This is a genomic window from Rhodococcus sp. NPDC060090 (assembly GCF_042729855.1).
Classification (GTDB): domain Bacteria; phylum Actinomycetota; class Actinomycetes; order Mycobacteriales; family Mycobacteriaceae; genus Rhodococcus.
On record NZ_JBHWXB010000021.1, the window covers coordinates 47,591 to 69,626 of the forward strand.

The 22,036-nt window shown below is 64.3% G+C and carries 23 protein-coding genes; 10 read left to right on the top strand and 13 right to left on the bottom strand.

Features of this window, described 5'->3' with window-relative positions; translation table 11 throughout:
* Position 1: 1 nt before the first annotated feature.
* Entirely contained in the window at positions 2-511 is a 510-nt protein-coding gene (locus tag ACFWCF_RS23450; RefSeq protein ID WP_378488611.1) for an RNA polymerase sigma factor, read from the bottom strand.
* The gene (locus ACFWCF_RS23455) at positions 492-995 is read right to left on the bottom strand and encodes a methylated-DNA--[protein]-cysteine S-methyltransferase (protein ID WP_378488612.1); all 504 of its coding nucleotides are present in this window, start codon (positions 993-995) and stop codon (positions 492-494) included. The genes ACFWCF_RS23450 and ACFWCF_RS23455 overlap by 20 nt, the downstream gene beginning before the upstream one ends.
* Positions 996-1,088: 93 nt before the next feature.
* On the opposite strand from ACFWCF_RS23455, the gene ACFWCF_RS23460 reads away from it, so the two are divergent.
* Complete coding sequence (locus tag ACFWCF_RS23460; RefSeq protein ID WP_378488613.1) at positions 1,089-1,688, top strand: ribulose 1,5-bisphosphate carboxylase large subunit; 600 nt, start codon at positions 1,089-1,091, stop codon at positions 1,686-1,688.
* Between the two features lie 19 nt (positions 1,689-1,707).
* On the opposite strand, the gene ACFWCF_RS23465 is transcribed toward ACFWCF_RS23460, so the two are convergent.
* The 5 genes from ACFWCF_RS23465 to ACFWCF_RS23485 all read right to left on the bottom strand — a co-directional run bounded on the left by ACFWCF_RS23465 (position 1,708) and on the right by ACFWCF_RS23485 (position 6,558).
* Positions 1,708-2,445: an SDR family NAD(P)-dependent oxidoreductase gene (locus tag ACFWCF_RS23465; RefSeq protein ID WP_378488614.1), complete on the bottom strand. Its 738-nt coding sequence runs from the start codon at positions 2,443-2,445 to the stop codon at positions 1,708-1,710.
* Entirely contained in the window at positions 2,442-3,473 is a 1,032-nt protein-coding gene (locus tag ACFWCF_RS23470) for a phosphotransferase family protein (protein ID WP_378566718.1), read from the bottom strand. Before ACFWCF_RS23470 ends, ACFWCF_RS23465 begins: the two co-directional genes overlap by 4 nt.
* Positions 3,470-4,687: an acyl-CoA dehydrogenase family protein gene (locus tag ACFWCF_RS23475; RefSeq protein WP_378566721.1), complete on the bottom strand. Its 1,218-nt coding sequence runs from the start codon at positions 4,685-4,687 to the stop codon at positions 3,470-3,472. Before ACFWCF_RS23475 ends, ACFWCF_RS23470 begins: the two co-directional genes overlap by 4 nt.
* Positions 4,688-4,768: 81 nt before the next feature.
* Positions 4,769-5,395, bottom strand: a complete 627-nt coding sequence (locus tag ACFWCF_RS23480; protein ID WP_378488617.1) for a TetR/AcrR family transcriptional regulator — start codon at positions 5,393-5,395, stop codon at positions 4,769-4,771.
* A 35-nt stretch (positions 5,396-5,430) separates the two neighbouring features.
* A complete protein-coding gene (locus tag ACFWCF_RS23485) occupies positions 5,431-6,558 on the bottom strand; it encodes an NDMA-dependent alcohol dehydrogenase (RefSeq protein WP_378488618.1) in 1,128 nt (375 codons plus the stop codon).
* A 157-nt stretch (positions 6,559-6,715) separates the two neighbouring features.
* Here ACFWCF_RS23485 and ACFWCF_RS23490 point away from each other — a divergent pair, with 157 nt between their 5' ends.
* A complete protein-coding gene (locus ACFWCF_RS23490) occupies positions 6,716-7,159 on the top strand; it encodes an SRPBCC family protein (RefSeq protein ID WP_378488619.1) in 444 nt (147 codons plus the stop codon).
* Positions 7,160-7,387: 228 nt separating this feature from the next.
* Here the strand turns inward: ACFWCF_RS23490 and ACFWCF_RS23495 are convergent, their stop codons facing one another.
* Both ACFWCF_RS23495 and ACFWCF_RS23500 read right to left on the bottom strand, forming a co-directional pair.
* Positions 7,388-7,681, bottom strand: a complete 294-nt coding sequence (locus tag ACFWCF_RS23495) for a hypothetical protein (RefSeq protein ID WP_378566726.1) — start codon at positions 7,679-7,681, stop codon at positions 7,388-7,390.
* Between the two features lie 99 nt (positions 7,682-7,780).
* Positions 7,781-8,203: an Hsp20/alpha crystallin family protein gene (locus ACFWCF_RS23500; protein ID WP_378488621.1), complete on the bottom strand. Its 423-nt coding sequence runs from the start codon at positions 8,201-8,203 to the stop codon at positions 7,781-7,783.
* Positions 8,204-8,331: 128 nt separating this feature from the next.
* Between ACFWCF_RS23500 and ACFWCF_RS23505 the strand changes: the two genes are divergently transcribed.
* Complete coding sequence (locus tag ACFWCF_RS23505; RefSeq protein ID WP_378488622.1) at positions 8,332-8,868, top strand: helix-turn-helix transcriptional regulator; 537 nt, start codon at positions 8,332-8,334, stop codon at positions 8,866-8,868.
* Between the two features lie 36 nt (positions 8,869-8,904).
* Here ACFWCF_RS23505 and hppD read toward each other — a convergent pair whose 3' ends face one another.
* A complete protein-coding gene (gene hppD, locus ACFWCF_RS23510; RefSeq protein ID WP_378488623.1) occupies positions 8,905-10,110 on the bottom strand; it encodes a 4-hydroxyphenylpyruvate dioxygenase in 1,206 nt (401 codons plus the stop codon).
* A gap of 187 nt (positions 10,111-10,297) precedes the next feature.
* Here hppD and ACFWCF_RS23515 point away from each other — a divergent pair, with 187 nt between their 5' ends.
* The 4 genes from ACFWCF_RS23515 (at position 10,298) to ACFWCF_RS23530 (ending at position 14,258) form a co-directional block, all read left to right on the top strand.
* Complete coding sequence (locus ACFWCF_RS23515; RefSeq protein ID WP_378488624.1) at positions 10,298-10,807, top strand: Lrp/AsnC family transcriptional regulator; 510 nt, start codon at positions 10,298-10,300, stop codon at positions 10,805-10,807.
* Between the two features lie 141 nt (positions 10,808-10,948).
* Positions 10,949-12,202, top strand: a complete 1,254-nt coding sequence (locus tag ACFWCF_RS23520) for a Glu/Leu/Phe/Val dehydrogenase dimerization domain-containing protein (RefSeq protein ID WP_378566729.1) — start codon at positions 10,949-10,951, stop codon at positions 12,200-12,202.
* Positions 12,195-13,601, top strand: a complete 1,407-nt coding sequence (locus ACFWCF_RS23525) for an amino acid permease (RefSeq protein WP_378566732.1) — start codon at positions 12,195-12,197, stop codon at positions 13,599-13,601. Before ACFWCF_RS23520 ends, ACFWCF_RS23525 begins: the two co-directional genes overlap by 8 nt.
* A gap of 42 nt (positions 13,602-13,643) precedes the next feature.
* Complete coding sequence (locus tag ACFWCF_RS23530) at positions 13,644-14,258, top strand: dihydrofolate reductase family protein (RefSeq protein WP_378566735.1); 615 nt, start codon at positions 13,644-13,646, stop codon at positions 14,256-14,258.
* 133 nt (positions 14,259-14,391) lie between these two features.
* On the opposite strand, the gene ACFWCF_RS23535 is transcribed toward ACFWCF_RS23530, so the two are convergent.
* On the bottom strand, positions 14,392-15,030 hold the full coding sequence (locus ACFWCF_RS23535; RefSeq protein ID WP_378566738.1) for an isochorismatase family protein: 639 nt from the start codon (positions 15,028-15,030) through the stop codon (positions 14,392-14,394).
* A 125-nt stretch (positions 15,031-15,155) separates the two neighbouring features.
* On the opposite strand from ACFWCF_RS23535, the gene ACFWCF_RS23540 reads away from it, so the two are divergent.
* Positions 15,156-16,100, top strand: coding sequence for a GlxA family transcriptional regulator (locus ACFWCF_RS23540; protein WP_378566833.1), 945 nt, complete (start codon positions 15,156-15,158; stop codon positions 16,098-16,100).
* Positions 16,101-16,130: 30 nt separating this feature from the next.
* The gene (locus ACFWCF_RS23545; RefSeq protein WP_378566741.1) at positions 16,131-17,234 is read left to right on the top strand and encodes a hypothetical protein; all 1,104 of its coding nucleotides are present in this window, start codon (positions 16,131-16,133) and stop codon (positions 17,232-17,234) included.
* Here the strand turns inward: ACFWCF_RS23545 and ACFWCF_RS23550 are convergent.
* A complete protein-coding gene (locus ACFWCF_RS23550; protein WP_378566744.1) occupies positions 17,173-17,517 on the bottom strand; it encodes a CD225/dispanin family protein in 345 nt (114 codons plus the stop codon). The two genes, ACFWCF_RS23545 and ACFWCF_RS23550, sit on opposite strands and share 62 nt — an antisense overlap.
* 156 nt (positions 17,518-17,673) lie before the next feature.
* Here ACFWCF_RS23550 and ACFWCF_RS23555 point away from each other — a divergent pair, with 156 nt between their 5' ends.
* A complete protein-coding gene (locus ACFWCF_RS23555) occupies positions 17,674-18,681 on the top strand; it encodes an ABC transporter substrate-binding protein (RefSeq protein ID WP_378566747.1) in 1,008 nt (335 codons plus the stop codon).
* Between the two features lie 110 nt (positions 18,682-18,791).
* On the opposite strand, the gene ACFWCF_RS23560 is transcribed toward ACFWCF_RS23555, so the two are convergent.
* Positions 18,792-21,986 carry a type I restriction endonuclease subunit R gene (locus ACFWCF_RS23560; RefSeq protein WP_378566750.1) on the bottom strand — a complete coding sequence of 1,065 codons (3,195 nt, stop codon included), beginning with the start codon at positions 21,984-21,986 and terminating at the stop codon, positions 18,792-18,794.
* Between the last annotated feature and the right edge of the window lie 50 nt (positions 21,987-22,036).

The window sequence follows — 22,036 nt, forward strand, 5'->3', positions numbered from 1 at the left end:
GTCATTTCACGCTCCCTGTCTCTGTGCTGTAGCGACGACGCAACGCTGCACGCCCGTCGGAGGCGGCGCGGCGCGCGGCTTCTGCGGTGTTGCCGAGGAGTTCACCGATCTCCGCGTACGGCAATCCGCCGAGGTAGTGGTAGACGAGCGCGGCCCGCTGGGTGAACGGCAGTGCCGCGACCTCACTCCACAGTTCGTCGTCGCCGGTGCCGGGGAGGTCGGTGGTCGATGCGCGCTCGGGCAGCGCCTCAGTGGGCACCGGTGTTCGCTCGTGCACGCGGTGGACGTCGATGGCCTTGCGATGCGCAATGGTCACGAGCCACGCCTCGATGTTGGCACCCGGCTTCAGCTCCGGATAGGCCCGCAGAGCAGCGAGGAACGTCTCCGACCACGCGTCGTCGGCGTCGGCAGCGCTGAGCATGGCGCGGCATACCCGGAGCACCGTCGGGCCGTGGTCGGCGACGACCCGCTCGAACGGTGGCAGGTGCGCATCAGGCCGGCGTGGGGGCATGGGCGATCCGCGCCTCCTGCTCGAGAAGAAACTGTTTGCGCTCGACTCCCCCGGCGTACCCGGTGAGCCTGCCGCTGCTCCCGATGACGCGATGGCACGGAACAACGATGCTCAGAGGATTCCGGGCGTTGGCGGCGGCGACTGCCCGGACCGCGGTGGGTCGGCCGATCGCGGCTGCCACCTCCCCGTAAGTCGACGTGGTTCCGAATTCGATGGCCCGAAGGGCGGACCACACCGTGTGCTGGAATTCGGTGCCGACCGGGGCAAGCGGGACCGTGAACGTCGTCCGTGCGCCGTCGAAGTACTCGCGGAGTTGGTCGATTGCCTCCTCGAACCCCTCCGCCGTCTGCGGCCCGAAACTGTCGCGATCAGGTGCGGGGTGGTGATCGGCCATGTACAGGCCCGACAGCACGTCGTCGGTGTTCACGAGGGTCAGCTCGCCGATCGGCGAGCCGATCACGATGTGGGTGCGCGATGCGGTCACGGCTTCGATCCTTCCATCCGGTGCAAGGTCTACATGAGGTAGACGCACGGGGCGGTGAAAACGTGAGGTGGCTCGTTCCTGCACTATGAGCGGATGATCCCGCTGCCCGCATTGCCCCTCGTCGGACCGGTCACGGGTGTGGCCCGCGCTCTCGTCGACCGCACCGTCGACACCGTCCTGTTCGCCGTGTCGGTTCCCGGACGGGTCGAAGCCCTCCTCGACACCGCAGAAACACTTGTGGCACGAGTGGACGGCGTCGTCACCGACGCTGCCGCAGCCGTCTCTCGTGCGGCCGCAGTGATCGAGTCGACGACGCAGGTCGTCGAAGAAGCCGCGGGTACCGCTGCTCACGCGAAGCAGGTCATCGAGTCGGCGGGTACCAGCACTGCCGTCGCAGGTGAACTCCTCGATACGTACGCACCGCTCGCCAAGCAGGCAGCACCGCTGGCGTCGCAGTTCATCGACGAACTGTCGCCAGAGGAAGTACACGCGGCGATCCTGATGCTCGACCAGTTCCCGGAACTGTCCGAGCGGATGGTCGGACTGATGCCTGTCCTCGCCACCCTCGAGACCGTCGGACCGGAACTGCACGAACTGCTCGATGTCGCCAAGGACGTGCGCCAGGCAGTCACCGGGATGCCCGGCTTCAACTTCCTGTTCCGCCGCGGCGAGGACAAGGTGCAGGACGCCTGACCCTCATAACCGCGGGGCGTCAGGCCTCGTACAAGCTCGCTCCCGCGCGGCTGAGCACCAACCTCGGCAGCACCGCCCGCGACGACAACTTGAGCAGCGCATCGACCAATTCGACGACGTCGTTCACCTCGAGCATCGTCTCGGCGGGGATCTTCTCTTTGATCCAGCCGGACATGTCGGTGTCGACGTAGGCGGGCGCGATCGCCGACGCGGAGACCCCGTTGCCGGATTCCTCGAGATTGAGGGTCTCGACCAGGGAGATCAGCGCGGCCTTCGTCGCCCCGTATGCCGCGAGCCCGGCCTCGGCGTACACGCCGGTGATGGACGACAACGCCACCACCTTCGCGCCGCGGCCCGGGTCGGCTGCCGCGGCCGCCCGCAGCAACGGTAGCGACGACTGGAGCAGCGCGAACGGTGCAGCAAGGTTCACCGCGAGCGTCTTGTCGAAGCGGCGTGCCGGGAAGTCGGCGATCGCACCCGCGGTGCCGACGCCGGCGTTGAGGATAAGCGCACGCATCGCGCCGAACGATTCTTCGTGCGCCGCCACGACCTGTGCGGCTGCTTCGGGGTCGGCGAGATCCGCAGCGATTGCGCGTACCTCCGAGGCACCCGCCTCACGCAGTTGTGTGGCGGCCTTCTCGAGCCGCTCCTCGCCGCGCGCCGAGATCGTCAGGGCGTAGCCCTGCTCGGCGAGCCTCAGCGCGACACCGAAACCGATGCCCCGCGACGCTCCGGTCACCAGTGCACTCGAAGTCACGAGGCCGCTCCCTTCACTGCATCGAGGCCGGCCGCGACGAGTGCCGGAACCGCTTCTCCTGCTTTGTCGAAACCGTCACCGATGGTCGCGCCGACGCGCCACCGGTGGTTGATACCCTCGGCGATCACGGCGAGTTTGAAGTACGCGAGACCCATGTAGAAGTCCCAGTGTGCGATGTCGCGACCCGACGCCACCGCGTATCGCTGGACCAGATCGTCGTTGGCAGGCAAGCGGGAACTCGTCCACGCAGCCGGGAAGCCGAGCACATCGTCGAGTGCGGGATGGCGATACACGCACATCAGTGCAAGGTCGGTGAGAGGATCGCCGAGCGTGGACAGTTCCCAATCGACCACTGCGGCAACTTTGCTCGCGTCGTTCTTGTCCAGGATGGTGTTGTCGATCCGGTAGTCGCCGTGCACGATCGACGGCGCAGGCGATTCGGGAATCGCGTCGGCGAGCGTCGCATGCAGTCGTTCGAGGTCCGGGAGTTCATGGGTCTTGACGCGGTCCCACTGGCTTGCCCACAGCTTCACCTGGCGCGTGACATACCCGTCGGGGCGACCGAGTTCGCCGAGGCCGACCGCACCGAAGTCGACGTTGTGCAGTGCAGCAATGATGCGGACGAGTTCGTCGGTGCAGCGGGTGATCTCGTCGTCGGTCAGGGTGTCGAGGTCGTCCTTGCTTCGGATGACGCGGCCGTCGATGTGCTCGACGACAGTGAAGGGTGCGCCCATCACTGCCTCGTCCTCGCACAGCGCGACCGTCCCCGCGACCGGGACTCCGCTGTCCTGCAGCGCCGAGGTGATGCGGAATTCGCGCGCCACGTCGTGTGCGGAGGGTGTCAGTCCCGCTGTGGGGGGACGGCGGAGAACCCATTTCGACGTGTCGTCGAAGATTCCGTAGGTGAGGTTCGATTTGCCGCCGGAGATGAGTTCCGCGCGAAGCTCACCGTCGATACCGACTCCGGATTCCGACAGGAAACGCTGGAGAGCAGGAAGATCCAGGCCCTCGTGCTCGACTACGGTCACGACCGGGCCGCCTTCGCTGCAGCAGCCTTACGAGCAGCACCGACGGTGCGCTTCGCGATGGCCCAGCGGTGCACCTCGGACGGTCCGTCGTACACGCGGAACGGACGCACCTCACGCGAGAGGCGTGCGAGCGGAAGGTCTTCGGACACACCGAGGCCGCCGCACATCTGCACCGATCGGTCGACGATCCGGAAGATCGCCTCGGCGGCGAACGTCTTTGCGATGGACGTGGCGTTGGCGGCGTGCGAGCCCTGGTCGAGTTCCCAGCACGCCTGTGTGAGCAGGGCCCGGGTGGCAGCGATGTCGATTTCGTTGTCGGCGACCATCTTCTGGATCATGCCGAGGTCGCCGAGTTTCGAGCCGAACCCCTCACGTTCGGTGACGTAGTCGACGGCGACGTCGTGGCCGCGACGGGCGGCACCGAGCCAGCGCATCACGTGGGTCATACGGGCCGGCCCCAGACGGACCTGCGCGTAGGAGAAGCCCTGGTCGACTTCACCGAGCACCGCGGAGTCGGGAACGAAAAGGTCTTCGAAGTCGACCACACAGTGTCCGCCGAGCATCGACCTGTCGAGAGTGCCGATGTGCCGGCCGACCGTCAGACCCGGGGTATCCGCGGGTGCGAGGAACATGGTGGCTCCGCCGCGCCGGCCGGGTTCGCCGGAGGTGCGAGCCATGATGATGAAGAAGCCGGCACCGTCGGCGCCGGTGATGAAGTGCTTGCGACCGTTGATCTTCCAACCGCCCGGCGCCTTCTCGGCAAGTGTGTTGAGCGCGTTGGGGTCGGCGCCTGCGCCGGGTGCGGGTTCGGTCATCGCGAATGCGGAACGCATGTCGCCTGCCGCGAGTGGGGCGAGAAACTGCTGTTTCTGCTCGTTGCTCGCGATGTGCGCGAGCATGTGCACGTTGCCTTCGTCGGGTGCGGCGATATTCAGCGCGGTGGGGCCGAAGAGCGAGTAACCGGCGGCTTCGAATACGGGCGCGCGGTTGGACATATCGAGGCCGTGTCCGCCGTACTCGATGGGAGCGTGGGGCGCGAAGACCCCGGCGTCCTTGGCGGCCTTCTGCAGTTCGATGCGGATGGCATCGCCTCCGGCCGCTGTGATGTCACCACCGTTGGCGTCTTCGATGGGCAACACGTGGTCGCGGATGAATGCTTCGGTCTTCGCGACCAGGCCGGTTACCTGATCCGAATACGACAGATCGACTGCCATGATCACTTCCTCTCCACACCGACCGAACGATCGCTCGGTTATGGATACCGTGACACACCCCGCCCGTGCGGTCAAGAAGAGTCAGCGCGCTCCCACCGCACTGCGTGCGATAGCGAGGTTCCGCTCGACGAGTTCATCGGGCGTGAGCGAGCCGTTCGGGCGATACCAATCGGCCACCCCGATGCACATCGTGGCCACCGCACGTCCCGCATCCTTGGGAAACGGCGTGGTGAACTCGCCCGACTCGACACCTGCCTCGATGATCTCGTCGATCATGCGCTGCTGTTCGTCACGCAGCGCGACGTATGCCTCGCGGCTCTCCGGCTCCATGCTGCGCATCTCCGTGGACGCAACGAAGGCTTGGTCGCGGCGGAACATGTGGAAGCGCAGCAGCGACTCCACCACCGCGTCGAACCGCTCGGACGGGCTCGGGCCTGCTTCGGCGAGAGCCCGTCGACTGCGGTCCAGCAGGTCGTTCATGACCGCCGTCGTCAGCGACACCAGGAGCGCCTGCTTCGACGGGTAATGGTGATAAAGACCGGGCACGGAGAGTCCCGCGCGCGCAGCGACCTCCCGGATCGACGTGCCGTCGTAACCACGCTCGGCGAACGCGTCGAGCGCCGCAGCCAGGGGTTTCGGCAATGACACCGGGCCGTAGTGTCGCCACGACCCGGCGTCGCCGGAGACCTGATCCTCACGCGTGTCCATGGACATCACGGTAAAGGACGGCCGGTTTCGCAGCCTCAGTAGTCGTCGTCGCCGTAGACGATGACACCGCGCAGGTTCTTGCCTGCGAGCATGTCGGCGTAGCCCTCGTTGATCTCTTCGAGCTTGTACGTCTTGGTGACGAGACCGTCGAGGTCGAGCTGGTTGTTGCGGTACAGCTCGAGCAGCTTGGGGATCTGCGAACGCGGCCCCACCCCGCCGAAGATCGCGCCCTGCACCCGCTTCTGGAGCAAGGTGAGCTCGAACAGACTCATCTTGACGTCGATATCCCTCGCATCACCCATGCCGACGACCACCACCTGACCGCCCTTCGCGGTCACCGCGAGAGCCGGTGCGATCATGTCGCCGTGGATTTCACCGACGGTGATGATCGTGACGTCGGCCATGGCACCCCAGGTGATCTCACCGATCACAGGAGTGGCTTCCTCGAGCGATGCGAAAACGTGCGTCGCGCCGAACTCCTTCGCTTTCTGCCGTTTGAATTCGACAGGGTCGATCGCAATCACGAAGCGCGCACCCGCGTGCGCGGCGCCCTGCACAGAATTGATACCGACGCCACCGACACCGATGACCACCACCGCGTCACCGACCTTGGTGCCGCCGATGGCCGTCGCCGATCCCCACCCGGTCGCGACGCCGCACCCGAGGAGCGCCGCCTTGTCGAGCGGAATATCCTTCTCGATCTTGATGACCGAGGCCTCGTTGACAGTGACATACGGGGCGAAGGTTCCCAGCAGACACATCTGAATGACAGGCTCACCGCCCAGCGTCACCCGATTGGTCTTGTCGGAGATCGCCTTTCCGGTGAGGAGGCCTGCACCTTCGTCGCAGATGTTCTGCAGCCCCTTCGCGCACGAGCGACACCGTCCGCATGCCGGGATGAACGCGAGAACGACGTGGTCGCCCTCCTCCACGCTGGTCACGCCCGGCCCGACCTTGGTGACCACCCCCGCGCCCTCGTGACCGCCGAGCGCGGGGAACGACGGCAGCGGTGAAGCCCCGGTCCGCAGATGCTCGTCGGAGTGGCACAGTCCGGACGCCGCGAGTTTGACCTGCACCTCACCCGCCACCGGGTCACCGAGATCGATCTCCTCGATCTCCCACGGCTGGTTTACGCCCTTGATGACTGCTGCTTTTACCTTCACCGAAGCCTCCTGCGTCATGGGGAACCATGTGATCCACCGGTGAGTGAAACAGGTTTCCGGACGTTTCGGGGAGAATTTCGGACACATCCCTTCCCGCGCCTAAAAGTAATAGCTACTCTCGGTAACAGGAACACGCTTCGAAGGGAATCCGTCCACCATGATCGAGGTCCGCCACAGCGCCGTCGCGACAGTCCCCGTCGACGTCGCCTTCGGCTACATCGACGACCACCGCACCGTCCCCGACTGGATGTTCGGTGTCGCCCGATTCGAGCCGGTCGGCGACCGGACCCACGGCCTCGGGGCGAGGTTCGATGCCACCATGCGGGTCGGCCCGAAGAATCTCGATTCCCGCGTCGAGATCGTCGAATGGGACCGCAGCAAGGCAATCGTGTTGTCGTCGATCTCGGGGTTCCGCACGTTATCCTCGTGGCGATTCACCGAACTCGGTAACGAGCAGACCCGGCTCGACGTCGTCTTCGGCTATGAACTTCCCGGAGGCCTGGCCGGCCGCGCCCTCGGTAAACTCATCGAGCCCATTGTGGGCACGGCCGTACGGCAGACCGAGCAGGCCTTGCGTTCCCAGCTCGAGAACCTGACGTAACCATCCCCGATCATCATGTGCGCCCGAGCCGAGCTCGGGCCTGCAGCACGGCCCAGTGTCGACTCATCGCAAAGCACTGGCCGCCCTGCACGGCCGACAAGTGACTTCCACCTTCGGTGGCCCTGCGCCCCAGAGATCCGTCAGCCGGTCGACGAGGCGACGGATATGGTTGACGCCGTAACGTACACATCGAATAGTCGGCGGTGCCGGGCGGTGTGCGTCATCGGTTCATTCGGATCTCGGAGGTGAGCGTTGCGTCGCTTGCCGCTCGGGAACCGGGCAAGAAGACACCGACCAGCTCACCGAAGCAGGGCAGTGCAGGCGCGGCGCGGCGGGCTGCGCCGCGGCCAACCGCATGAGCATTGCCGCAGCATGCGGTGTGAGCGCGTCGGCGAGAATGCGGTCCGAATCAGTCACGTACGCTGCATAATCCAATTCGTGCCACGGACGGATCACTTCACGCGCACGGATCTCCGCCATTACGTCGATGTCCGCCTCGATCTCCATGGTTGCCGATGTCATCGTCGTTCACCTCCTTCCACATCGCATCATCACGCCGCTCGCTCGTCATCCCACACGCCTCGCTGCCGCGCCCCAGCGGACGTTTCCCCTCCACATCCGTCAGGCGGTGACTGCCTTTCTCTCGGAATGTCCGTTGGTGATGGCGATCTTGCGAGGCTTGGCCCTTTCAGCAACCGGAATCATCAAGCGTAGGACGCCGGCCTCGTAACTCGCTTCGATCTTGTCGGCATCAAGGTTCTCACCGAGAAACAACTGACGACTGAACACGCCGCGCGGACGCTCGGCCGCGACCATTTCCCGGCTTTCGTCGAGCACCGGCCGTTCGGCGTGGACCGTCAAGGTGTTCTTCTCGACGTCCAGATCCAGCGAGTCGGGATCGACGCCGGGCAGATCGAACTCCACTACGAACCGGTCGTCCTCACGCCAGGCATCCATCGGCATGACGGCCGGACGGGCTGTGGTTCCGAGGATCTGCTGTGTCAGTCGGTCGAGTTCTCGGAACGGATCGGTACGCATCAACATCGCGTCCACCTCCTGAAACGCTGTTCATTCCACCAGGTAAACTACAGCAGATGCTGTAGATTCGTTATAGCATCTTGCATATATCATGACAAGTGGGTTCAGCAGAAAATTCCCGATTGGAGCAGAAAATGTCAGACCGATCCGATCGGTACCACACCGAATCATCTTCTGCTCGTGGTGTATACGGTATCTCGGTAGCCGCTGAGCTCTCCGGATTCGGGGCCGCGGCGCTGCGATTGTACGAGGACTACGGGTTGATAACCCCCGGCCGTACCGTGGGCGGCACCCGCCGCTACAGCGACGACGACCTCGCCCGGCTCCAGCGCATCGCCGAGCTCATCGATGCCGGAGTCAACCTCGTCGGCATCGGCCGAGTCCTCGAGCTCGAGCTCCGCACCGACGAACTCGAACGCGACAACCGCCGCTTGAAAGCAGACAACGCGCAGCTACGCGCCGAGTACTCGCCCCCGACCGCCCCGGAACATAGTGGAACGCAGGGCCTGCTCGAAGACGGAGACACCGCAATATCCCCCGGGGGGAAGCACACACTCCCCCGGACCGCGGCAAACTCGGCGAGGTCCCGCCGGCGACAGAGCTCCGCTCAGCGCCAGCGCTCGGGGCGCTCAACAGGTACATCCGACGCCGCCGAACGCGATCATCACTGACACGCCCCGACTACGTCGTCGCGGGCGCAGGTGTCCTCAAAAATTTCCTCGCGCAGCCTGCTCCCGCTCGATGGCCTCGAACAACGCCTTGAAGTTGCCCTTGCCGAAGCCCAGAGACCCGTGCCGCTCGATCAGTTCGAAGAACACCGTCGGACGATCACCGATCGGCTTGGTGAAGATCTGCAGCAGATAGCCGTCCTCGTCGCGATCGACGAGGATCCCACGCTTCCTGAGCTCCTCGATCGGCACTCGCACCTCACCGATACGAGCCCGCAGTTCCGGGTCCTCGTAGTACGCGTCGGGAGTGGCAAGGAATTCGACGCCCTCGCGGCGCAACCAATCCACCGTGGTGAGAATGTCGTTGGTGGCCAACGCAAGATGCTGCGCCCCCGGCCCTCGATAGAAATCGAGGTACTCGTCGATCTGCGACCGCTTCTTCGCGATCGCCGGCTCGTTGAGCGGGAACTTCACGCGGTGGTTGCCGTTGCACACCACCTTGCTCATGAGGGCCGAATAGTCGGTGGCGATATCGTCGCCGACGAACTCGGCCATGTTCGTGAATCCCATGACCTTGTTGTAGAAGCCGACCCACTCGTCCATCCGGCCGAGCTCGACATTGCCGACCACGTGATCGAGCGCCTGGAAGAGCCGCTTCGGAGCGCCATCACGCTTACGGAACGTGGAGGTGCGCTCGACGTAGCCGGGCAGGTACGGCCCGTTGTAACGTGACCGGTCGACGAGCGTGTGGCGAGTATCGCCGTACGTCGCGATCGCTGCGGTGCGTACGGTGCCGTTTTCGTCGGCGACGTCGCGAGGCTCTTCGAGGATCGTTGCGCCCTGCAGACGAGCGTGCTCGATGCACTTGTCGACGTCGGGCACCTCCAGCGCGATGTCGACAACACCGTCACCGTGGAGTCGATGGTGTTCGATCAGCCGACTGTTCGGGTCGACCGCACCCTTGATCACGAAACGTACAGCACCACTGCGCAATACGAATGCATGATGGTCGCGATTACCGGTGTTCGGTCCGGAATAGGCGATGAGTTCCATTCCGTAGACGGATTGGAAGTAGTGCGCGGTCTGCGTCGCGTTGCCGACCACCCACACCACCGCATCCCAGCCGCTCACCGGGAACGGGTCGCTGTCACTGTCGTATTCGACGAGCCCGACGAGCCGATGGAGTTCGTCGGCGTCGAGGTGGGCGAGTTTCTCACTGTCGGTGAGGGTGTATTCGAGAGTCATGTCCTGAACCTCCTGCCGCCGTCCGCGGCACCGTTCCGTGTGTCGTGTATCACCAGGAGAAACCCACCCAACGGGGTCGCGCAACGTCGCCTCGTACAACTGGTCGCGATGGCTCGAATCCACCGAACAACCCGCATTCAGCTATACAATCGGTCTAGAATTTGCGGCTCAATGGGAAGGACCGGCCATGCGTGAGCCCGTGCAACTGGACGAGTTGGATTTCGCCCTCCTGGAGGCGCTGCACACCGATCCGAAGGTCGGTGCGCTCGAACTGTCCCGCCGACTGACAGTCGCGCGCGCTACGGTCTCGGCGCGACTCAAACGCCTCGAGGACACCGGTGTCATCGCCGGATATGAACCCCGGATCAACCTGGCTGCAGCAGGATTCGAGGTCCAGGCGTTCGTGACGATGGAGATCGTCCAAGGCGCGCTCGAAGCAGTGACCGAGGTGCTCGAAGCGATCCCCGGAGTACTCGAAGCATTCGCCACGACCGGTGCCGGCGACATCCTGTGCCGGATCGGCGCCGATTCACATATCGGACTGCAGCAGACACTCATCGAATTGAACCGCTCGTCGATCGTTGCCCGGTCGACGAGCGTGATGGTGCTGTCGGAGGTGGTGCATTACCGCGCAATGCCGCTGCTCCGAACCCTCGAGCCCGAACGATCGGCGAAGGCACCCGCCTACCGTCGCTGAGCCGATCAGCTAGACCGCACCTGCACAGCTGGACGAATTGCACAGAAAACCGCACTATCACTGGCCCGAACCTCCGCACGGTGCACAGTTGCCTGAACCGCAGTTGCGTGCGGATTGTTACTGCCGTCACAGTTCTTCCCCATGAAAAACCTGCTGACGAAGTTCGAAGACAAAACCCCCGAGATCGTCTTCGAATGGCACGACACCGACACCACCGCCCGCGGCTGGGTCGTCATCAATTCGTTGCGCGGCGGAGCGGCCGGCGGCGGTACCCGTATGCGACGCGGACTCGACCGCCGCGAGGTCGAATCCCTCGCGAAGACCATGGAAATCAAGTTCACCGTGTCCGGGCCTGCCATCGGTGGCGCGAAGTCCGGCATCGACTTCGATCCCTCTGATCCCCGCAAGGACGGCGTCCTCCGACGTTGGTTCGCCGCCGTCACACCTCTGCTGCGCGCCTACTACGGCACCGGCGGCGACCTCAATGTCGACGAAATGGCCGAGGTCGTCCCGATCACGGAAGCGAACGGCCTGTGGCACCCCCAGGAGGGCGTTGTCACAGGACATTTCGGCAACGACGAGCGCGAGCGCATCCAGCGCGTCGGCCAACTGCGACTCGGTGTCGCGAAAGTCGTCGAGGATTCGCGGTTCACTCCGGCCCTCGACGCGAAATTCACTGTCGCTGACCTGATCACCGGGTGGGGTGTCGCCGAATCGGTGCGCCACCACCAACACCTCCATCCCGGCAATGATCTCGCAGGAAAGCGCGTCATCGTGCAGGGTTGGGGCAACGTCGGCGCTGCGGCCGCCTACTACCTCGCGCAGGCCGGCGCTCGAATCGTCGGCATCATCGACCGCGACGGCGGGATCATCGAACCCGGCGGCCTGTCGTTCGACGAGATCCGCACCCTGCTGCTCACCCGCAACGGCAACTCCCTGCGCAGCGACCGCATGCTTCCCTTCGCCGAAGTGAACGAGAAGATCTGGGATCTCGGTGCCGAGATCTTCCTCCCTTGCGCTGCAAGCCGTCTCGTCACCCGCGAGCAGGTCGACCGGATGGTGAGCGCCGGGCTCGAGGTGATCGCGAGCGGCGCCAACGTTCCGTTCGCCGACGACGAGATCTTCTACGGTCCCACCTACGAGCACGCAGACAAGTCCGTCGCCGTCATCCCCGATTTCATCGCCAACTGCGGCATGGCCCGCGCGTTCGCCCAACTCATGGAAGGCGAGGTGGAGGTGTCCGACGCGGCGATCTTCGGTGATGTCTCCAACACCATCGCGACCGCGCTGCGGCGCTGCCACGACCGCTCGCCCGAGCTCACCGGACTCGCCGCGACGGCCTTCGAAATCGCCCTCGACCAACTCGTACCCGCCGGGGACCGCATCGATGACTGACACCCTCGTCGCCACGCCGGCCACCACGGCCGAACCGGCGGGTCTGCATCGCGCGATGAAGCCGCGCCAGCTCGTCATGATGAGTCTCGGCGGCGCGATCGGCGCGGGTCTGTTCGTCGGGTCGGGCGCGGGAATCGCGGTCGCGGGCCCCGCCATCCTGATCTCGTTCCTGGTCGCGGCTGTGCTCGTCGTGTTCATCATGCGGATGATGGGCGAGATGGCGGCTGCGAATCCGGCCAGCGGTGCGTTCTCCACCCACACCGAAGCGGCGCTGGGTCCGGTTGCAGGACGCACAATCGGCTATCTCTATTGGATTCAGGTGATCATCGTGATCGCCGCCGAAGCAACCGGGGCCGCGGCGATCACCGCGGTAGCACTGCCCGGGATCCCGCAGTGGGCGTCGGCGCTGTTCTACATGGTCGTCCTCACCGGCGTGAATCTCGTCGGCGTCAAACGCTTCGGCGAAGTCGAATTCTGGTTCGCAGCAATCAAGATCACCGCAATCGTCGCGTTCCTCGCGATCGGTATCGCCATGATCGCGGGGTGGATGCCCACCTTCGACACCACCGGTTTCGCCAACCTCACAGCCCACGGCGGTTTCGCGCCGACCGGCATCGCGGGGATCGCCGCCGGCCTGCTGATCGTCGTCTTCGCATTCGGTGGCACCGAGATCATCGCGATCGCGGCTGCCGAAACCTCTGATCCGCGACGCAACGTCGGCCGCGCTGTGCGCACCCTGGTGTGGCGAATCCTCGTGTTCTACATCGGTTCCGTGCTGGTGATGGTGACGATCCTGCCGTGGACGTCGGAGGATCTCGCGACCGGACCGTTTGTTGCGGTGCTGCAGGCGGGTGCGGTGCCGGGAGCCGCTGCGGTGATGACCGTGATCGTGGTGGTGGCGCTGCTGTCGTCGCTCAACGCGATGCTGTTCAGTGCATCACGGATGATCTTCTCACTCTCGCACCGGGGTTCGGCGCATCCAGCGTTCGGACGCACCTCCAAGAACGGGGTCCCGCGCAATGCGGTCCTCGCCTCGGTGGCGTTCGGATTCATCGCCGTCGGCCTGAACTACGCCTACCCCGACAAGGTGCTGCCGCTACTGCTCAATGCCGTCGGCTCCACCATTCTGGTGCTGTGGACATTCGTCGCCGTGTCGCACATGGTGTTGCGTCGTCGAGCTCGGCGCGACGGCACCGAAGATACTCTGCCACTGAAGATGTGGGGCTTCCCGTACCTGTCGTACGCGACGCTCGGTCTGCTCGCCGGAATCGTGATACTTGCATTGTTCGACAGCGCCGCTCGCACTCAGCTGCTCGCGACCGGTGCACTCACCGCTGCCATTGCCGGTACCTGCACGGTCCTGCACCGTCGCAAGACGAAGGCGATGAGTTTCCGGTAACCGTCGGGTCTACCTCTCGAGACACATTCGGAAGGGAAGACCATGAAGCTGACAGTGACGACGTTCGTATCGGTCGACGGTGTGGCACAGGGGCCCGGCGGCCCCGAGGAAGACCTCAGTGGTGGGTTCACTCGGGGCGGTTGGGCCGTTCCATTGTTCGACGAAGACACCGGCGACTTCATCGACGAAGTGTTCGCGCAGGTCGACGCCTTTCTGCTCGGGCGGAAGACCTACGACATCTTCGCCGCGTCGTGGCCCAACTCGACCGATCCCGACGACCCGGTCGCGCACGCACTCAACACGCTCCCCAAGTACGTCGCGTCACGCACGCTCACCGAACCACCGTGGGGTCCGACGACGGTACTCGACGGCGACGTGCCGACAGCGGTGGCGAAGCTGAAGGAGCAACCCGGTCGCGAACTACAGGTACACGGAAGCCTCGAGCTCGTGCGCCTGCTGCACGACCACGATCTGGTGGACGAATACCGGCTGCTCACCTTCCCGGTTGTCGTCGGGCAGGGCCAGAGATTGTTCGGTGATCAGGGGCTCGACACCGCGCTGACGCTCGTCGACTCCCGCACCACCAAGTCGGGTGTGAGCATCTGCTCGTACGTGCCTGCCGGGCGGCCCGAGTACGGGCTGGCAGAGGTGGAATGAGTGAGACCGCACCGAGCGAACGGCACACCCGTCTCGTTCAACGTAGCGAAGGATCCGTTCGCTCGGATGGTGAAGACGCATGAACGGGCAAGTCCGCTCACCCCTACCGGAGTGAGCGGACTCGACGCACCTGTCAGACGGACGCGACCGCCGAACGACCTTGCAGCGCAGACTCGACCAGGTTGCTCTTGGACAGAGCAGCACCGGACTTTACCGCCTTGATCCATTCCTCGGTCGTGGCCACCGCAGCGAAATTCGACTGCAGCAACACCATCAGCGTGGTGTGAAGCGCCTGCGCCGAGACACTTCCGGCCTCGTTGGCCAGATGGATCGCACCTGTGGCGTCGGAGAGGATTTCCGTCGCGAAGCCCAATCCCTCCGCTTCGACGGCGGTCGCGAGGTCGCAGTTGTTGGTCATGTATCCGACGATCGTGATCGTGTCGATGTCGCGTGCACGCAGCCACTCGGCCACGTCCGTCCCGGCGAACACGCTTCCGTAATCCTTGTCGACGCGCTTCCATTCCGGGTCGACGCGCTGTTCGAACTCGGGATGGAGCGACCAGCCCTTCGAACCTTCGGCGAACACGGGAACGCCCTCGGGCATGCGGTGCTGGACAACGATGACGGGCACGTCGTTCGCGGTCGCGGCTTCCACCGCGCCGAGGATGTTGGCCAGCGATTCGTCGCGGGGCGGGTACTGAATTTCGAGCGGTCCGTCGAAGTACTCCTGCTGGACATCGACGACGACAAGGGCGCGGCGGGGTGTGGTCACGATCGGCTCCTCGAATCAGACTGAGCGGGCGCACGGTGTGTGCTCCTCCGACTTCGATTGTTCGATAGGTCTACGCTCGACACGAGTGGCACAGATGCCTACTTACGATGAGATTGGGCCAACTGATGAATATCGCGATCTATGCCTTCGACGACATCACCATGTTTCACCTCGCGGCACCGTTGATGGTGTTCGGTGAACTCGCGCGGCTCGACCTCGCATCCGACTGGGAGACCCGCCTCTGGTCGGACAGCGCCGGTTCGATCCGCACCGTCGAGGGCTACCCGATCGGTGAAATCTCAGGACCGGACACCGTCGACTGGGCCGACATCGTCATCATCCCGTCCTGGCCACAGACCCTGGCGCCGGTCAGCGACTCGCTGACAACCATGCTCCGAGACGCGCACACTCGCGGCGCGACCATTGCGGGACTGTGCCTCGGCGCATTCGCTGTCACCGAATCCGGACTCCTCGACGGCCGCGCAGCGGTCACCCACTGGGAAATGATGCCCGAGCTCGCCGAACGGCATCCCGGCACCGAAGTGGATTCCTCGGTGCTGTACATCGACCACGGTGATGTCCTCACCTCGGCAGGCACCGCATCGTCGATCGACGCGTGTCTGCATCTGGTGCGCAAGCATCTGGGGTCGGCGATCGCCACCCGGATAGCCCGCAGCCTCGTCGTGGCTCCGCACCGCGAAGGCGGACAAGCTCAGTACATCGAACGTCCCCTCCACCGCCCCACCGGCGACACCGCCATCACCGACACAATGGACTGGGCGCAAGCACATCTCCATGAGCCGCTGGGCGTCGAGCGACTCGCCGAACACGCAAAGATGAGCCGACGCAGCTTCGTGCGGCACTTTCAACAGGCCACCGCCACGACGCCGGCGCAGTGGGTTCTCGATCGTCGACTTCAAGAGTCACGCGTTCTGCTCGAAACCACCGACTGGGGTATCGACGCCATCGCATCCGCATGCGGGTTCGGGAGCACCGTGACGTTCCGGCAGAACTTCGTCTCCACCTTCGGAACCACCCCGACGGCCTACCGACAGCGATTCGCCGACTGAACCGCAGCCGGTCCTGTTGAATCACATTCTGTGAGCACCGGATCCGAAAACTCGAAGCAGCACCTACTGCGCACCGCCTACGGCAGTTCGTATGCCGAAGCGTTCTTGGTCATTGCCATCATCACGATTCTGGTCACTCGGCTGTATCTGGTTCTCACCGGTTACCCCCAAGTGGGCGGGGCGACCCTGCACATCGCGCACGCCCTCTACGGCGGGGCTGCGATGATGGCGGCGCTGCTGATCGGTTGGCTTTTCCTCGGTTTCGGGCCGCGGGTGGTCGCGGTAGTGCTCGGCGGCATCGGATTCGGACTGTTCCTCGACGAGATCGGCAAGTTCGTCACCAAGGACAACGACTACTTCTACGGGCCGTCAGCGGAAATCATGTACGTGCTCATCGTGGTCGTCCTGGTGGCGAACCGGCTCATTCGCATCGCCCGAGCCCCCACGGCCGCCGAGTATCTGGCAAATGCTGCCGCTATCGCCGCCGACGGCCTCGCGGGTGGGATTCCTCCGCACCGACGCGAGGCCGCTGCACGCATGCTCGACGAAGCGCAGGCGCTCGGCAGCGACACTCGCGCGGTCGAAGGGGTGCGCGTGCTGCTCGATTCTGCAGCTCACAGTGCCGACCGCATCGGAGCAGGCCAGCATTTCGTCGCCGGCCTCGTCCCACGCTTCTTCCGCAGTCCCCGATGGGTGCCGATCGTCGGGTGGCTCATGGTGCTGGCCGCGATAGCCGGGGTGATCTTCGGTGTCGTACAGCTCGTGGCCGGTGGACTGCATGTCGATACCGACGATGCTCACATCGAGATCGACCAGATGGGGATCACCGGTGGAATCCTGTTCGTCAGCGCGGTGATCACGTTGGTGATGGCTCTCCCGGCGATGATCGCCGTCCGCCGCACCGACTCATTGCGGGCCCTGCGTACTCTTCGGACTGCGGCACTGATCTTCACCGCACTGAATGCGTTGGCCAACTTCGCCACTTCAGGGTTCGGCGCCCTCCCCAATCTCGCCATCGGCCTGTTCACCATGGCTGTGCTGTCACACCACATCTCGGTCCGGACCGAACAGCTCAGCGATACGACGGGTACTCCGTCACCGCCTCGACGCTCGCCATCGCCACAGCAAAGATGACGACGTACAGGACGACGAGCAGCACCATGAACACCGCCCAGATGATCAGCGAGATCTTTCCCAATTTCTTCACCTGGGCCGACGCGCGGTGGGAGCCTTCGTAGTCGCCCATCATCCACAGCGGGAAAACCTTGGAAGAATTGTCGAATGCCGAGAATGCGAGCGGCCAGAAGAAGATGAGTGCCGCGACGGCCCAGCCTGTGTTCTGTGCGGGCAACGGCGGCCGTGAATATTCGGGTGCTGCACCGGGCTGGAAACCGTGCTGCTGGAACTGCTGGGTCATTCTTCCTCCGTATGCGGCTCTGCGGAGGCAGGCTCGTGATCCTCCGTCACATAGTTGGATGCACCGCGCAGCAGTTTGGTTCCCTCGCCGAGCAGATTCGTTGCGCGCGCGGGATGCGCGCACCATCGATCGAGCCGATAATTTAGGCTTACCTACATGTCGAAAATTTTGTCACGCATCGGCGTCGCGGCTCTCGCGACCGTGTTCCTTGCCGCCTGCGGTACGTCGAATACGCCGAGCTCAGGAGCCGGCAACGCCGATGTCGCGACAGGTGGGGCACAGTTCAGCACCGCCGACAGCGAAACAGCCAAGCTCGGCAGCGACGCCGAGCCTGGCGCATTCCCCCGCACCGTCACCCACGCCCTCGGCGACACGGTCATCGAAAGCAAGCCCGAGCGCGTGGTCGTGCTCGACAGCGGCGAACTCGACGACGTGCTGTCGCTCGGTGTCACCCCCGTCGGACTCGCCAACCCGGAAAGCGCGTCAGGGCAGCCGTCCTACCTTGCCGACAAACTCGAGGGCGTGACCGACGTCGGAACGGTCAACAACCTCGATCTCGAAGCGATCGGCGCGCTCGAGCCCGACCTGATCATCGGCAGCAAACTCCGAGCGGACATGTTGTACCCACAGCTCTCGGAAATCGCGCCGACCGTCTTCAGCATCCGACCCGGTTTCCCGTGGAAGGAGAACTTCCTCCTCGTTGCAGACGCACTGGGTGAAGAGAACGAGGCGGTGGACGTCCTCAACACGTACCAAACGCGCGCCGACGAGGTACGCGCGTCGATCGACGGAGATCCCACGATCTCGCTCGTCCGGTTCATGTCGGGCAAGCTCCGCCTGTACGGCAACCTGTCGTTCATCGGCGTGATCCTTCAGGATGTCGGACTACCCCGGCCCGAGATCCAGGACATCGACGAGCTGGCCGTCGAGGTCAGCCCCGAAACCATCACGGAAGCAGCGGGAGACCAGATCTTCTACACCAGCTACGGCCGCCCCGAGGACACCGGCGAAGCCGCGGTCGTCTCGGGACCGCTGTGGAACCAGATCGAAGCTGTCAAGGAGGGGCGAGTGGAACGCGTCAGCGACGAAACATGGTTCCTCGGCCTCGGCCCGACCGGCGCGATGCTCGTGCTCGACGATCTTCAGGACATGCTCGGATCCTGACGTCTCTGTGAACCGCCTTCCCGTGCCCGGTCCGCCCACTGTGAGCGAATGGCACACCCGTCTTCGTCAACGTAGCGAGGGATACATTCGCTCGGGCCGAGCGGGGCAGTTCACGCCGCCATGGTGGGTGCGATCGCCTCCATCTGCTCGAGTACCAGTTTGATCGCCCCGGTCTGCCGATCCGGTGGGTACTTGTAGCGGGTCAGCAACCGCTTCACCTGCGACCGCAGCTTTGCCTTGACGTCCTCGCGCACCTTCCAGTCCGTCTTGATGTCGCGCCGCATGACTCCGACGAGTTCGCGGGCGATCTGCGCGAGAACGTCCTCGCCCATCCCCTCCAACGCCGACTCGTTCTGGGACACAGCGTCGTAGAACGACAATTCGTGATCACCGAGAGGTGGGTCGAATCGCTGCCCGCGCTGCGCTTCGGCCTGCACCTCTTTCGCGACCTCGACGAGTGCCGCGATCACCTCGGCCGACGTCAGTTGACTGTTGGTGTATTTGATCATCAGTTCCTGCAGCTTCTGCGAGAACGCTCGCTGCCGCACCAGGTTGTGCCGCGACACCTTGCGGGATTCCTCCGACACCAGCTTGCGCAGCGCTTCGATCGCCAAGGCCGGGTTCTTCGCCTGCAGAGTGCGTTCGAGGAAGTCCGCGTTGAGGTCTGCGAGAGACGGCTTGGGCATGCCGGCTGCGTCGTAGATGTCCAGCACCTCACCGGATTCCACGGATGCAGCCATCAGCGCACGCAGAGCCCGCTTGACGTCCTCGGGCACCGCGACACCGTTCGCCTGCCGCTCGGCAGCGTCGTATTTCGCCACGTACACCCGCACTTCTTCGAAGAAGCGCGCGTCGCGAGCGAGTGGCTGCACCTCCTCGTGGGTACTGCAGATCGCCCACACCCGCGACAACTGCGACGCGTGCTCCCGGAAACGGGCCGAGAGGGTCTTCTCGCCCTCGGCCACCTTGTTCTGCGGGTTCTGCTTGTCTCGCACGAAGTTGACGGTCGCGAGAACCGCGTCGAGCCATGCCCGCGGTCCGGGGGCGTTTCGGTGCGCTCGCCAATCGAATCCGTGCAACATGTTGTCGAGGATCGTCATGCAGTTCTTCACTGCGTCGACCGCCTCTTCGACAGGTCGGCCGAGCGGCTTGGTCGTGCGGTCGGAGGCCGTGTACTCGGCCAGTGCGTCCGCCAGGTTGTCCGCGACAGGTGCGTACGCAACCAGCAAGCCGTCCTGCTTGCCACGGAAAGTGCGATTCACACGAGCAAGGGTCTGCATCAACAGCGCGCCCTTGAGCGGCCGGTCGAGATACAGCGTGTGCAGCGGTGGAGCGTCGAATCCGGTGAGCATCATGTCTTTGACGATGACGAGTTCGAGTTCGTCGTCGATGTCTTTGAGACGCTTCTTGATTGCCGCGTTCTCGGAATCGCGACGCACGTGGTCGCTGATGGGTGGCTTGTCGGTCGCGTCACCGGAGTACACGACCTTGATGCGACCGGCGGAGAGTTCGTCGGAGTGCCAGTCGGGCCGGAGCCCCACGATCTCGTTGTAGAGGTTGGCGCAGATCTCACGGGTCGCACCGACGATCATCGCCTTACCTGGGGCCGTCGGATTCTCTTCCGAGCCCACGAACTTCGCCATCTGCGAGCGACGACGCTCCCAATGCGCGACGAGGTCTTCCGCAAGCATCTGGAGTCGAGCCGGCGTGCCGTAGACGGCGTTGATGACGGCGACGGACTTCTCGATGCGTGATCGCTCGGTGTCGTCGAGGCCCGCAGTGAGCTCGTCGGCCGACGCGTCGATCTGCTCCTCGGTGATCTCGCCTGCGAACGACACCTTCACGAGTCGGCTCTCGAAATGCACTGGGACGGTTGCGCCGTCGTCGACCGCGCGGGTGAGGTCGTAGACGTCGATGTAGTCGCCGAATACTGCACGAGTATTGCGGTCCTCGAAGGAGATCGGCGTTCCGGTGAACGCGATGAGAGTTGCGTTCGGGAGTGCATCGCGCAGGTGCCGCGCGTATCCGTCGAGGTCGTCGTAGTGACTGCGGTGAGCTTCGTCCACGACCACGATGATGTTGCGGCGGTCGGACAGCTCGGGGTGGCTGAGTCCGGCCTCGCGTTCCTCCCTGCTCTTCCCGAACTTCTGCAAGGTCGTGAAGTAGATGCCGCCGGTGGTGCGGCCGGAGAGTTCCTGACGCAGCTCTTCGCGTCGGCGAATCTGTTTGGGCTGTTCGGGAAGCAGCTGCGACCGGGCGAAGGTTTCGTAGAGCTGGCCGTCGAGCTCGTTGCGATCGGTGATCACCACGATCGTCGGGTTGGCGAGCTTCGGATGACGGATCACCTGATTGGCGTAGAGCTCCATCTCCATGGACTTTCCGGAGCCCTGGGTGTGCCAGACAACGCCGGCCTTACCGCCGGAACCGACGGCGACCACAGTGGAACCCACGGCCTTGGCTACGGCGAAATATTGGTGCGGCTTGGCAATTCGCTTGAGTAGACCGTTCTCGCTTTCGTCGAATGCGGTGTAGTTGCGGAGGAGCTGGAGAAACCGTTCCTGATTGAAGATTCCGAACAGCGCGGTGTCGAGCGGATGATGATTGCCGCTGGGTTCGACGGGAGCACCGTCGTCGTCGACGTTCCACGGGGAGAAGTGCTCGAAAGGAGTGAACGGAGTGCCGTACGACGCGGTGATCCCATCGGAGACAAGAGCCATCACCGCGTAGCGGAAGGCAAGCGGGAATTCACGCAGGTAAGTCTGCAGCTGAGCGTGGGCGTCAGGGAGGCTGGCGTACTCGCTGCCCGCATTCTTCAGTTCGACGACGGCGATCGGCATACCGTTCAGGTACAGCACGAGATCGAAGCGGCGCTCGTAGTCACTGCGGATCACGGTGACCTGGCTGGCGACGAACCAGTCGTTGTCGTCGGGATCGATGGACACCAGCCGGATCGTCGGTGTGACCTCCACTCCGGTGTCGTCGGTGTAGGAGATCTTGCGCAGACCCTCGGTGAGATATTCGTGGATGGTCCGGTTCTCTGCGATCGCGTCGGTCGAGCCGGCCGTCGCCACGAGCGCAACGGCGTCGTCGACGGCGCTGGAGGGCACGTTCGGGTTCAGTCCGACGATGGCGGCGCGCAAACGCGAGGGTACGAGGAGATCGTCCCATGAGGTGCGCTCGCCCGAGCCTGGAGCGATATCGGCGCCGGGAATGTATCGCCACCCGAGCTCGCCCAATGTCTCGAGTGCCATCTGTTCCCACACCGATTCGTTGAAGCGGCCGGGGAAGTCCAAAACGTCTGCCATGCACACAATTTAGAAGCTTCTTCGAGAAGGAGCGACAGCAGCATCCGATA